Origin of the sequence: Actinomadura meyerae (assembly GCF_900188445.1) — a bacterium.
GTDB lineage: Bacteria > Actinomycetota > Actinomycetes > Streptosporangiales > Streptosporangiaceae > Spirillospora > Spirillospora meyerae.
In genome coordinates, this window is the sequence record NZ_FZOR01000002.1 from 107,305 (window position 1) to 120,382 (window position 13,078).

Annotated in this window: 8 protein-coding genes; 3 read left to right on the forward strand and 5 right to left on the reverse strand. The window is 73.4% G+C overall.

Annotated elements, in window-relative coordinates; all coding sequences use genetic code 11:
* Window positions 1-111: 111 nt before the first annotated feature.
* Both CHF16_RS03265 and CHF16_RS03270 read left to right on the forward strand, forming a co-directional pair.
* A complete protein-coding gene (locus CHF16_RS03265) occupies window positions 112-966 on the forward strand; it encodes an SRPBCC family protein (RefSeq protein WP_143227859.1) in 855 nt (284 codons plus the stop codon).
* A 112-nt stretch (window positions 967-1,078) separates the two neighbouring features.
* Window positions 1,079-1,780, forward strand: a complete 702-nt coding sequence (locus CHF16_RS03270) for a class I SAM-dependent methyltransferase (protein ID WP_089324386.1) — start codon at window positions 1,079-1,081, stop codon at window positions 1,778-1,780.
* A gap of 15 nt (window positions 1,781-1,795) precedes the next feature.
* Here the strand turns inward: CHF16_RS03270 and CHF16_RS03275 are convergent, their stop codons facing one another.
* The 4 genes from CHF16_RS03275 to CHF16_RS03290 form a co-directional block, all read right to left on the reverse strand.
* Window positions 1,796-5,419 carry a bifunctional glycosyltransferase/CDP-glycerol:glycerophosphate glycerophosphotransferase gene (locus tag CHF16_RS03275; protein ID WP_179271367.1) on the reverse strand — a complete coding sequence of 1,208 codons (3,624 nt, stop codon included), beginning with the start codon at window positions 5,417-5,419 and terminating at the stop codon, window positions 1,796-1,798.
* 94 nt (window positions 5,420-5,513) lie between these two features.
* A complete protein-coding gene (locus CHF16_RS03280) occupies window positions 5,514-8,948 on the reverse strand; it encodes a bifunctional glycosyltransferase/CDP-glycerol:glycerophosphate glycerophosphotransferase (RefSeq protein ID WP_089324388.1) in 3,435 nt (1,144 codons plus the stop codon).
* Window positions 8,949-9,070: 122 nt separating this feature from the next.
* Window positions 9,071-10,021, reverse strand: coding sequence for a LysR substrate-binding domain-containing protein (locus tag CHF16_RS03285; RefSeq protein WP_089324389.1), 951 nt, complete (start codon window positions 10,019-10,021; stop codon window positions 9,071-9,073).
* An 87-nt stretch (window positions 10,022-10,108) separates the two neighbouring features.
* Window positions 10,109-11,563, reverse strand: coding sequence for a carotenoid oxygenase family protein (locus CHF16_RS03290; RefSeq protein ID WP_089324390.1), 1,455 nt, complete (start codon window positions 11,561-11,563; stop codon window positions 10,109-10,111).
* Between the two features lie 76 nt (window positions 11,564-11,639).
* Between CHF16_RS03290 and CHF16_RS03295 the strand changes: the two genes are divergently transcribed.
* Window positions 11,640-12,287, forward strand: coding sequence for a TetR/AcrR family transcriptional regulator (locus CHF16_RS03295; protein ID WP_179271368.1), 648 nt, complete (start codon window positions 11,640-11,642; stop codon window positions 12,285-12,287).
* Window positions 12,288-12,300: 13 nt separating this feature from the next.
* Here CHF16_RS03295 and CHF16_RS03300 read toward each other — a convergent pair whose 3' ends face one another.
* Entirely contained in the window at window positions 12,301-13,008 is a 708-nt protein-coding gene (locus CHF16_RS03300) for a TetR/AcrR family transcriptional regulator (RefSeq protein ID WP_089324392.1), read from the reverse strand.
* Between the last annotated feature and the right edge of the window lie 70 nt (window positions 13,009-13,078).

Here is a 13,078-nt window from a genome sequence, read left to right on the forward strand (position 1 = left end):
CGGGTACCGGCGCCGCATGGCGGACCGCCCGCCGGCCGGCCCCACTGGCGACGCGGCGGATCGCCGCCGTAGGGTCGCGGACAAGTTCTCCGGACGATAAGGACTTTGCTCATGGAGCTCGACCACGAATTCACCGTCCCCGTACCGGTGGATCAGGCCTGGTCGGTGCTGCTCGACGTGGAGCGGGTCGCGGCCTGCATGCCCGGCGCGACGCTCGACTCGGTCGACGGCGAGGAGTACTCGGGCCGGATGAAGGTGAAGGTCGGCGCGATGACCATCACCTACCGCGGGACCGCGCGGATCGTCTCGGCGGACGAGTCCGGCCGCGTCGTGACGCTGGAGGCCGCCGCGAAGGAGGCGCGCGGCTCCGGCACGGCGTCGGCGACCGTCCAGGCGCGGCTGCACGCCGAGGACGGCACCACGCGGGTGACCGTGCACACCAAGCTGAACGTGACCGGGCGGCCCGCGCAGTTCGGCCGCAACATCCTGTCCGAGGTCGGCTCGAAGATCATCTCCCGGTTCGCCAAGGCGCTGGCGGCCGAGCTGGAGTCGTCCGGCGAGGCGGGCGGGGCCCCCGCCGCCGAGGCCCCCGCCCCCGGAGCCCCCGCCGCCGAGGCTCCGGCCGCCGAGGCCCCGGCCGCGGCGGCGATCGGTGAGGCGCCCGCCAAGCCCGTCGCGGTGCCGGAGCCGGAGTCCGAACCCGAGGCGCCCGCGGAGCCGGCCGACAAGCCCGGCCCGGTGAAGGCCACGGAAGAGGCCGTCGCAAGGGCCGAGGAGGCCGTCCCCGCCGCCGCGCCGGAGCGTCCCCAGCGCCGCCCGCTGCACGTGGCGGACGAGAACGACGCGATCGACCTGCTAGAGGTCGCGGGGCCCTCGGTCGCCAAGCGGGCCGTCCCGGCGGTCGGCGGGCTCGTCGCGCTGCTGCTCGCGATCCGGTTCCTGGTGCGGCGGCGCCGCAAGCGCTGACCCCTCGGGCGCGGGGCCGAGCGCAGGGGCGGGGTCAAGCGCGGGTCAACGATCCGCCCGCGTACGGCGACGACGGTGGAACGGGCCGCCGCCGATGCCGTCGGCTTGTCCCGTGGACACGATCGAGCTCCGGCGGGTCGCGCGGATCGAGAACGACAACTGGTGGTACCGCGAGCGGCGGGACGTGCTGACCGCGGAGCTGCTGCGGTTCAGCATGCCGGGGACGGCCGTCGACATCGGCTGCGCGTCCGGCGCGGCCTGCCGGGTCCTCGCCGAGCACGGCTGGCGGGCGACCGGCATCGACCTGAGCCCGGACGCGGTGTCGCTGGCGCGCGCGCACGGCGCCGAGGCGTACGAGGGCGACGCGCGCTACCTGCCGCTGCCGCCGTCCGAGTACGACCTGGCGCTGGCGCTGGACGTCCTGGAGCACGTCGAGGACGACGCGCGCGCGGCGGCGGAGATCGCCCGGGTGCTGCGGCCCGGCGGCGTCGCGCTGGTGTCCGCGCCGTGCGACATGGCGCTGTGGTCGGCGCATGACGTGGCGGCCGGCCGCGTCCGCCGCTACAGCCGCCAGGCGCTCGCCGAGCTGATCGAGGGCGCCGGGCTGGTGCTGGAGGGGCTGTGGAGCCGGGGCGTGCTGCTCCGGCCGCTGCTGCGCCGGCTCAGGCACCGGACGGCCCGCCGCGAGGACCTCGCCCCGCTGCATCCGCTCGCGAACGAGGCGCTGCGGCTGTCCGCCGCGGTGGAGCGGCGGCTGCCGCTGGGCGGCTGCCCCGGGACGTGGCTGTTCGCGCGGGCCCGGCGGCCGGGCTGACGCACCGGCCGCCCGTTACGCGTCGCCTTCGCCGAAGAGGCGGTCGACGACCCTGGCCGCCGCCTTCCCGTCGTCGTGCGGGCAGTACTTCACGAAGAAGCGGTCGTAGGCGTCGGCGTACCGGTCCTCGCCGCCGGGCGCGGCCTTGACCGCCTCGGCGACCTCGGCCGGCGTCCTCACGAGCGGCCCCGGCGCCTCCGCCTCCAGGTCGATGTAGAGGCCGCGCAGCTGGTCGCGGTACCACTCCAGGTCGTAGGTGTAGAAGACGATGGGGCGGCCCAGGACGGCGTAGTCGACCATGGCGGACGAGTAGTCCGTGACGAGCACGTCGGCCGCCATGTAGAGCTCGGCCACGTCGGGGTAGCGGGTGACGTCGATGGCGAAGTCGTCCGTCCCGGGGACGGCCTTGTCGGTGACGGAGTGGTGGGCCCGCACGAGGAGGACGTAGTCGTCGCCCAGGGTGCCGCGCAGGGTCTCCAGGTCGAGTTCGAGGGAGAAGCCCTGCTTGCCGGGGGCGTGGCGCCGGTCGTCCCGCCAGGTCGGCGCGTACAGGACGACCTTCTTCCCGTCGGGTATCTCCAGGCGCTTGCGTATGCCCGTCCCGACGCTCTCCCACTCGGGGGTGCTGAGGATGTCGTTGCGCGGGGAGCCCGACTCCGTGACCTCGCCGTCGTACTTGAACGCCCGCCGCATGACCTCGGTGGCGTACGGGCTCGGGGACAGCAGCAGGTCCCAGCGCGGCACCTCCCAGTTCAGCCAGGTCCGGCGCTCGGTGCGCTGGTAGGGGACGTCCTGGAGGTCATGGCCGATCCGCTTCAGCGGGGTCCCGTGCCAGGTCTGGACGTAGGTCTGGCCCTCGCGCTTGACGTACCAGGCCGGGAGCCGGTGGTTGGTGATGATGTGCCGTGCGCGCGCGAGCACGCGGTAGTGCTCGCGGGTTCCCGCCAGCACCGTCCTGGTGTTGGCGTCCTCCGGGGCGTCGACGGAGAACTGGCCGTCCCGGGTGACCCACACGCACTCCACGTCGGTGTTGCGGCGTGCGAGCTCCTCGTAGATGGCCCTGGGGTTGCAGCTGTACTGAGCCCCGTCGTAGCTGGAGAAGACGGCGATGTCCGCCAGGGGGCTGCGCAGGTAGACGGGGTAGTCGCGCTGCCAGAGCTGTGCTTGTGCGTGGCCGCCCTGCTCGTCCTCGCCGAGGGCGGGGCGGCTGTGCAGCACCAGCGCATCGGTCTGGTGGACGCCGACCTCAAACTCGTGCGTGCCCGCGCGGCGCCAGGCGGGCAGGGCCGGAATCGCCTCGCGCTCGACGACGACCGCCACCTCCCCGTCGATGGAGTGCGTCCCGTCGGTGGAGTGCGCGCGCGCCAGCACGTCCCACGTTCCGCTGCTCAACGGCAGATCCGTCCCGAAGACGGCCAGGGCGGCAGGCGTGAAGGCCACTGTGAAGCGGTCGTCGTCCCAGGTGACCGGGACGCGGTGCTCATCGCCCGACCTGCGCCGCCGGAGCACGAAGTGGCCGGGGCGGCCTTCGGGGTCGGCGGAGTCGCCGCACAGCGTGAGCTGCCCGTCGTCGTCCCATTCGGCCGTCCGGACGACCGGGCGGGCGCTGCGCTCGACGCCGCGCAGGTTGCCGAACGCCGTCCGCGTGAGCGCGAACTCCCTGCGCGGCCCGGCGGCGCCCTCGGGCTGTTCAGGCGCGGGCTGGTCGGGCGCGGGCAGTTCGGGCGCGGGCAGTTCGGGCACGGGCAGGAGGCACCGCATGGGCTTGACGTTGCTCGCGACCGTGAGGCGCAGCGGGCCGCCCTCGCCGGTCAGCCGGATGTCCCAGTCGATGGCGTCCCGCAGGTGCGCCTGGCAGGGCGCGGGGCCGTTCCGGTACGAGGTCAGGAACTCCAGCGGGAGCCGCGCGGTGAAGTCGAAGCCGGTGCCCTCCGCCATCCGCAGGACCGACGACTGGCGCAGCGTCACCTCCCCGCGGACCTCCTCTCCCCCGTGCCGGCGGGCCGCGACCATGGCGGCGCCGGCGCCGAGGGCGCGCCGCGTCCAGCCGGACAGTTCGAGCACGTCCCCGTCGACGCGGATGCGGGTGAGGACGGCCTTGGCCCGCTTGACGTGGACGACGAACACGTCGTCGTCACCGGCGGCGGGCTGGACGGCCACGTGCTCGTCCACCTGCCGCGCCGCCGTCCAGCGCACCGCCGGGGCGGTCGCGGTGAGCCGCTGCACCGCCCTGCGGCCCGCCATGGAGACCTCGGCGAACAGCTCGTAGGTGGCCGTCCGCCACTCGTCGCCGTCCAGCAGGTACTCGGGCTCCACCCGCGCGGTGAAGCCCGACCAGTCGTAGGACACCGCGGCCTGGCCGGACTTCGCGGTGACGTCCGGGCGCCGGACCCGCTCCACCGGCAGCCGGATCTCCCGGCCCGTCTTGGCGTCCCGCATCCACAGCCGGATGCGGGAGTCCGCGGCGGACGACACGTCGAACCGGTCGAAGTGGGCGTGGCCTTCGACGATGAGGGTGTCGACGTCCCATTCGACGCGGTCGACGTCCGCCCACAGGCCGATCTCGTCCGTGACGTCGTACACGGCCTCGGGGACGCGGCGCTCCTCGTCCCCGAAGAACGGGTAGCGGGCGTACCAGCGCGGGCGCAGGCGCCCCTTGAGCACGACCGGCGCGTCCTGGAGGCCGCCCTCCTCGAAGCGGAGCACGTCGAGCAGCTCGGGCAGCATGCGCTCGCCGAGCAGGTGCAGTTCCAGGCGCCGGATCGCCTCCAGCCCGGCGGCGGCCGAGCGGTCGGCGTCGGCGACGACCTCGGCGCCGAGCTTCACCAGGCTCTCGCGCTCCTCGCCGGTGGCGCCGGGCAGGGCGAGCATCAGCTCGCGCACGTCGAGGTCCAGCGCGTACATGTCGTGGACGGCGAGGAGCTCGGGTGCGTGGTCGTGGACGTAGTTCCGGACGGCCGTGAGGGTCGCCATCCGGTGGGTGATGTGGGCCGAGTCGGGGCGCACCCGCGTGGCCGTTCCCGGGCGGTCGCGCCAGTAGTAGACGGTGGTGTCGAGCACGTCCACGAGGGACGCCAGGAGCTGGGTCTGGACGGCGACCAGGGCGTCCTGGTCCGTGCCCAGTTCGAGGTTGTGGGTGTCCCAGAACGAGCGGCGGTAGACCTTGTTCCAGAGGGTGCGGTCCTGGAGGAGGGCGGGGTGCCGCGTCACGTGCGTCGACAGCATCGTCTTCGCGTAGGGCTCGGCGTGCAGCGGGGACTGCCAGACGTGTTCCTCGTCCAGGCACATGACGTTGCCGCCCGCGATGTCCGATCCGGTGGAGTCGAGGGTGCCGACGAGCAGTTCGTACGCGTAGGGCGGCAGCGCGTCCTCGCCGTCCGCGAACGCCAGGTACCTGCCCTCGGCCCGCTCGACGCCGGCGTCGCCGGCGGCGGTGGCGGGGTCCGGCCGGAGCAGCGTGAAGCGGTCGTCGCGCCCGGCGAACTCCTCGGCGACGGCGGCCTCGCCGGCGGCGGCCGCGTCGTCCACCATGACCACCTCGATGTCGCGCAGCGTCTGCGCGGCGAGCGACTCCAGGCACTCGGCGAGGCGGCCGCCGGTGCTGCGGAACGGGACGACGATGCTGACTTGCGGGGACACGAGCGGCTCCGAGATGGGGTGGGCGGGGTGGTGTGGTCCGGGTGGTGGGCGGGGCGGTGAACGAGGTGGTGGGCGGGGCGGTGGTCCGGGTGGATCAGCGCAGGACGCGGTCGAGGACGCGGGCGGCGGCCTGGCCGTCGTCGTGCGGGCAGTACCGGGCGGCGAACGCGGCGCGCGCCTCCCGGAACCCGGCGTCGAGCGCGGCCGGGTCGCGCAGCGCCTCGACGACCTCCCGCGACGTCCGCAGCAGCGGCCCGGGGGCCTCCGCGTCGAAGTCGAAGTAGAAGCCGCGCACGTGGTCGCGGTAGCGCTCCAGGTCGTAGGCGAAGAAGACCATCGGCCGGCCGGTGACGGCGAAGTCGAACATGGACGACGAGTAGTCCGTGACGAGCACATCGCAGATCAAGAAAAGTTCGGAGATGTCGGGATAGACGGACACGTCCATCACGCAGTCGCCCGGCCGCAGCTTCGGCCGGTCGGTGACGAGGTAGTGCGTGCGCAGCAGCAGGACGTGGTCGCGGCCCAGCGCGGCGCGGAACTCGTCGAGGTCGAGTTCGAGGCTGAACGCGCGCTTGCCGATGGCGTGGTGGAAGTCGTCCCGCCACGTCGGCGCGTACAGGACGACCCGCTTGTGGGCGGGGATGCCGAGCCGCCGCCTGACCGCCGCCGCGATCTCGCCGCGGTGCGGGCTGTTCAGGATGTCGTTGCGGGGATAGCCGCTCTGGAAGACGTCGCCGTTGTAGCGGAACGCCCGCCGGAACAGCGGCACGGAGAACGCGTTCTGCGCGAGGAGCAGATCCCACTGGGGGACGTCGTACTCCATCCAGTCGACGCCCTCGGTGCGCTTGAAGGGCATCTCCTTGACGTCGTAGCCCAGTTTCTTCAGCGGCGTCCCGTGCCAGCACTGCACGTACATCTGGTCGTCGCGCTTGACGAACCAGTCCTTCTGCGACCAGTTGCCGAAGACGTAGCGCGCGCGGGCGAGCGCCTCGTAGTGCTCCCGCGTGCCGACGAGGACGGTGCGGGCCCCGGCGGGACGGCCGAACTGGCCGTTCTCGGTGACCCACACGCATTCCAGGTCTGCTCCGCGCCGCCGCAGCTCGTCGTAGATGCCCCGCGGGTTGCACGAGTACTGGCGTCCCCGGTACGCGTCGAACACCGCGAGGTCGCGCACGGGCAGGTTGAGGTGGCGCCTGTAGTGCCCGGACCGTATCCGGCTCTGCGCATAGGCTCCGCGCTCGTCGTCGTCCAGCGCGGTCTCCACCCGCAGCAGCATCTGGTCGGTGTTCTGGACGCGGACGGTGATGCGGTGCAGGCCCGCCTCGAAGGGCTCCGGCAGGGTGCGCAGGCTGTGGCGCCTGATGACGACCGGCTGCTCCTGCCCGCCGACGGTCGTGAGGACGTCCCAGCGGCCGGTCACCAGCGGGCGGGACAGCCCGAACACCGGCATGCGCGCGGGTGAGAACCGCGCGGTGAAGCGGTCGCCGTCCCAGACGAGCCCGATGACGTGCTCCTCCGCGGAGCGCCGCCGCCGCAGCGTCAGGGAGTCGGGCCGCCCGACGCGGTCGGTGCACGTCCCCGCGAGGTGCAGGGCGCCCTCGGGCGACCAGGACACCTCCTCGACGATGAGGGCGCGGCCGCGCACGACGATCCGCAGCGTGCCGCGCCGCGTCCTGGCGATCTCCAGCTCGCCGCCGGGGACGGGCAGGCCGGTCCCGGCGACGTCGGCGTCCAGGTACGGCCGGACGCCGCCCGGCAGGCCGATCTCCCAGTTCCCCTCCCGGCGGGCGAGCCCGGCGACGGGCAGCCGGGCCCGGAACCCCTCGCCGCCCACGCGCTCGACCGGGCCGGTCACGGTGGCCCGGCCCGCCTTCGGCGTCGCGATGACCCGCGGCTCGTCGCCGAGCGGGGCGCGGCTCCAGCCGTCCAGGCACAGCTCGCCGCCCTCCAGATGGCAGCCGACGACCGCGGCGCGCGTCCGCCGCACCTGCACGGTGAACTTGTGCCGCCCGGCGACCCCCTGGACGCGGACGCCCGGCGCGCACTCGCGGTCGTCCGGCCACTGCCGGGCGGGCAGGCGCGGGTTGCCGAGCGTGGCACGGCGCCGCAGCCCCCGGTTGACGATCTCCACGCACGGCACCCAGTCGACGTCCCGCCAGCGCCCGAACATGCGCAGCGCCGCCGGGTCGATCTCGGCGGCGAAGCCGGACCAGTCGTAGGACACCGCCGACTGCCGCGAGCGGGCGGTCACGTCCGGCCTGCGGACCCGGGTGACCGGTACGCGCATCAGGCCGCGCTTGTTCGCCGCCAGCAGCCACAGCCGGATCCGGGAGCCGTCCTCGGTGGAGGAGTCCAGGTGCCGGATGTAGGCGTGGCCCTCGATGCGGAGCCGGCCGTCCACCCAGTCCGCGCGGTCGACCGCGGCGACCGGGGTCAGCTCGTCGGTGACGTCGTAGACGTGCGCGGGGACGCCGCGCTCCTCGTCCTCGAAGAACGGGAACTCGGCGTACCAGCGGTGCCGCAGGCCGCGCCGGACGCGCGGCGCGTCCGGCACCCGGCGGAGCCGGACGAACCGCAGCACCTCCAGCAGTTCCGGCAGCATCCGGCGGCAGAGCAGGTGCAGTTGCAGGCGCATGATCGCGGGCTGCCGCTTCAGCACGCGGGGCCCGATCCGCCGGGCCAGCGCGGCGCCCGTGGCAACGAGTTCCTCGCGGTCCTCGTCCCGCGCCCTGGGGAGGGCCTCCAGGAGGATACGAAGGTCGATCTCGATGAGGGAGTGCTCGTCGTAGGCGTTCAGGAGCTGGGGCGCGTACTCGGCCATCGCCTCCCGCAGCGCGGACGCGGACACGAAACGCTGCCGGATGTTCTCCAGGTCATGGCGGTCGCCGGTGATGGACCCCGGCCGCTTGCGCCAGTAGTAGACCGTCTCGCTGAGGACGTCCACGGAACGGGCCAGCGCGTGCGCGCGCGCCATGACGGGAGGGTCCTCGTAGAAGCCGGTGGGGAACTCCAGGCCGGCCTTCTCCCAGAAGTCGCGCCGGTACACCTTGTTCCACGGCGTGCGGTCGCGCATGAGGACCGGCTTGGACGACACATGCGTCCGCGAGCAGGACTCCGTGAACACACCGTCGTGCAGAGGCGACTGCCACGTGCGCTCCTCGTCCATGCGCTGGACGTTGCCGCCCGCCATGTCGGAACCCGTCCGCTCCAGGGACGCGACCAGCCGCGAATAGGCGTCCCGGACGACCACGTCGTCGGCGTCGGCGAAGGACAGGTACTCGCCCCGCGCCTGCCGCACCCCGGCGTTGCGGGCGGGCCCGGGGCCCTCCTGCTCCCGCATGAACAGGCGGAACCGGGGGTCGCGGGCGCACATCTCCTTGGCGATGACGGCGCTGCCGTCGGTGGACCCGTCGTCCACCAGGATCACCTCGATGTCGCGCAGCGTCTGGCCGGCCAGCGACTCCAGGCACTCCTGGAAGTACTCCTCGATGTTGTGGAACGGCACGACGACGCTGAGCTTCGGGGACATGGGGCCTCCTCCTCGCCCCACAGAGCATGGTGACGTCACGCCATCGCATGAACGCGCATCGCCATTGCCGTCCCGTCCCCTGACGCAGACTTGACCTCGCCTGGGCGCGGTTTACCGCAGCCTTACGCTTCGGCGCTTGCCCCGCAGGGACGCACTCCGTCCGCCACACCGGAGTCGGCGACGGCGGCGCGGATGCTCTCCGCGAGCGCCTCGAACTCTTCCGCGCGCGGCGACGTCGACCGGTAGCCGAGCCCGATCCGGCGGAACGGCGCCGGCGCCGCGAACCGGTGCAGGCCGAGGTTCGGCGCCCGGCGGGTCTCCACCGGCAGCGCCGTCTCCGGGACGAGCGTCACGCCGAACCCGCCCGACACGAGCTGGACCAGCGTCGCCAGGCTCGTCGCGTACGTCGCGGCGGCGGCGCGCGCGCCGACGTCCCGGCAGATGTCGAGGGCCTGGTCGCGCATGCAGTGGCCCTTGTTGAGCAGCAGGACGTCGAGGTCGTTCAGCGCCTCGCGCGGGACCTCCTCGTCGCCCAGCTCGAACCCGGGCGGCGCGACGAGCACGAAGTCCTCGTCGTACAGGACGATCTCCGCGACGCCCTCCGTCGCGACGGGCAGCGCCAGCAGCACCACGTCGAGGCGTCCGGCGAGCAGCTCGGCGACGATGTGCTCGGTCTGCTCCTCGTGGACCGACAGCTCCAGGTCGGGGAACTCTTTGGCGAGCCTTGGCAGGACCAGGGGCAGCAGGTACGGCGCGACGGTCGGGATGACCCCGACTCTGAGCGGCCCCACCAGCGTCCCCTGGACGGCCTTGACCTCGTCCATCAGGCGGTCCAGTTCCGCTAGGACGACCTCCGCCCGCCGTGCCACCCGCTCCCCGGCGGGGGTCAGCAGGACCTTCCGGGTCGTCCGTTCGACCAGCCTGGTTCCGAGGGTGCTCTCCAGCGCGGCCACGGCCCCGGAGAGCGCGGGCTGGCTCATGCGCAGCGCGGCGGCGGCGTCCCGGAAGTGCAGATGCTCGGCGAGCGCAAGGAACGCCCGCAACTGCGCCACCGTCGGTCTGCTCGTCGCCATCTCGATCGAACGGTATCGAACCGTTGTCACGGAACGTGATGCACCCCTGGTCAAGCCGCCGTGGTGTTGACCACAGCGGCCGGGTCGTCACCTCACCGGGAGCCGGTCGGGGTGCGGAATGGGGGCGCCGGGGTCGGCGACACGGCTCGTGAAGGTGCCGTGGAAACCGAACGGAAGATGGTGCTTCAACTGGAGCGTGGCGACGCTCTCCAGGCCGCGGGCGTCCAGGATGGTGAGCTGGGAGCGGTGTTCTGCGGCGAGGTACACCACGGCCAGCACCCACCCGTCGTCCTCGGCCGCGTCGGGCGAACGGGGCACGAAGATGGGCTCCCCCACGTACGCGTGGGACCCGACCTCGTGAGTCTCTGTACGGCCGGTGTCGTTGTCCACCTTCAGGATGCAGTCGTACTGACCGGCGGACCCGGTGCGTCCGGCCATGTAGGTGTACTTGTGGCGGCGGGTGGAGAGGCGCCAGTCGAACTGCGGGAACTCGCCGATCACGTCGGCGAGGCGGCTCTCGATGACCCGTCCCGACGGGGTGATCCGGTACCGCATCAGCCGGCTGGACGGCAGCCCGGGGAAGCTCGTGCGGAACCCGGCCAGGTCGCGCCTGATCGCCTCGTAGTCGTCGAACCGCACCAGGTCGATGACGGTGTCGGTGCCGTCGTCGAAGGCGTTGGCGACGTGGAGGTGCACGAGCGTCTCGTGCTCCACGACCCGCGCCGGGCCGCCGTCGCGCGGCACGAGCACGAACCGCGTCCCCTTCTCCGGGCGGTGCCGGATCGCGTCGAAGATCGGACCGCCGCGCAGCATCGTCCGCAGGTCGAACATGTACGGGTCCAGGACGAAGACCAGGTGGCGCTGGGTCAGCGCCATGTCGTGGTTCCACGGCATGTCGAGCATGCGCAGGGACGCGAGCCGCCGCAGCCGGCCCCGCCGATCCGCCTTGTAGCAGTTCAGCGAGGGGAACGGCGCGAAGTCCTGGCCGAAGTTGAACATCTCCCCGGTCGCCGGGTCCCACTTCGGGTGGGCCGAGAACGCCTTGAGCATGCCCCGGAGCCGGCCGCCGAAGTTCTCGAGGCCGAGCGTCTCCAGGGTGTCGGGGTCGAGCCGGTGGGGCGGCCCGCCCTCCCAGAGGGCCAGCAGCCGCTCGGCGTGCACGGCGACCCCGGTGTTGGCGGCGTTCGCCGGGCCCTTCGCCTTCGCGAAGTTCGTCCAGAACCCGCCCGGGAGCGCGGTCCCGACGCCGGGCTTCCTGGCCCGCCCGGCGACCATGCCGTCCCGGAACTGCGGCGTCCGGACGTAGCGGTTGCGGAACCGCACCGACCGCCCGTCGAAGACGAACTGCGACACCATCCCGTCACCGTCGAACAGGTGGTGCATCAGGGTGCGGCCGACCTCCCACTTGCCGGGGCCGATCCGGTACAGCGTCCCGGTGAGCCCGGACGGCAGCGCCCCGTCGATCTCGTCGACGGCGTAGTCGTGCTCGTGCATCAGCGGGGTGAAGATCTTCCCCATGTCCGGTGCGGTGGTCAGGGACATGGCAGGGGCCTCCCCATCTGGCTACAGCCGTTTCCAGAAACCTAGGATCTGGCAACGGCTGTGTCAAGATTGCGGGGTGAGTTCCCGCACCTACGGCGGCGTCACAGCCGAGCGCCGCCGCGCCGACCGCCGCGCGGCGCTCCTGGAGGCCGCGCTCGACCTGCTCGGCACCGAGGGCCTGGCCGCGACCTCGGTGCGCGCCGTCTGCGCGCGCGCCGGGCTCAACCCGCGCTACTTCTACGAGAACTTCACCGACCTGGACGCGCTGCTGAGCGAGGTCTACGACGGCATCATCACCGAGATCACCGACGCCGCCGCGCGAGGCGTCGCCGCCGCCGGACCCGGCGCCGGGCTCCGCGCGACCGTCCGCTCCGCCGCCGTGGAGACCCTCGCGGTGGGCGCCGCCGACCCCCGCAAGATCCGGGTGGCGCTGATCGAGGCGCCCGCCAGCCCCGTCCTGCGCGCCCACCAGCGCGCCGCCCTGCGCCGCAACGCGCGCCAGGTCATCGACTACGCGCGGGCGTTCTACGACATCCCCTCCTCGGCGGACGCGCAAGTGCGCTTCACCGCCACGATGCTCGTGGCGGGCTGGAGCGAGAACCTCATCGCCTGGCTGGACGGCGAACTCGACGCCACCCCGGCCGGCCTCGCCGACATGTTCGCCGACGCCGCCGAAGCCCTGGCCCACCACGCGGCGACCCGCGCCGCCGGACGCGCCCGCTGAGTGGAGCGCGCCGTCAGCCGGGCGCGTCGGCGATGCGGTCGAGCCACTCCCGCATGAGGCCGCGCTCACCCTCGCTCAGCGCGCCGGCCCGCGGAAGCGCGGCGCGCAGGGCGACCGCGGCGGCCACCGGGCCGGCCTCCGCCGGCGCCGGAGCGTCCGTCGTGATCGCCGCGATGACGGCCTCCCGGGCCAGCACCGACAGCTCCATGTCGCGCTCGCCCTCGGGCATCGCGATCAGCGCGATGGTCGTGCCGGAGCCGGCCGCGTGGACGAGCCGGACGGCCCGGTCCTCGGCGACGCGCAGCCGGCCGGCCGCAGCGATCCGCCGGACGCGGGCGGCGAGGATCTCGATCCCGGCGAGCGCGGCCGGCGGGGCCGCGCCGGGGCGGGGCTCGCACATCAGCAGGTAGAGGGCCGGGTTGGCCAGGCCGAACGCGAGGTGCTCGTCCCAGCCGGCGCGCAGGTCGTCCACCGGGTCGGCGGCGGGCTCGGGGGCGCTCTTGCCGCTCAGGTAGGCCGCGAAGCCCGCCGCGGCGACGGCGTCGAGCAGGCCCTGCTTGTCGCCGAAGAGCCGGTAGATGGTGGGCGCCTGGACGCCGGCGGCCGCCGCGATCGCGCGCGTCGAGACGGCCTCGCGCCCGCCCTCGGCGAGGAGATCGGCGGTGGCCGCGAGGATGCGCTCCCGCGGCCCGTCCCCGGCCGCCATGTCGTCGACCTGCATGCTAATGACGATAACAGAACACTGTTAGCGCTGATCTCCTATCGATGCTAACGTGACGGCGTTAGCACTG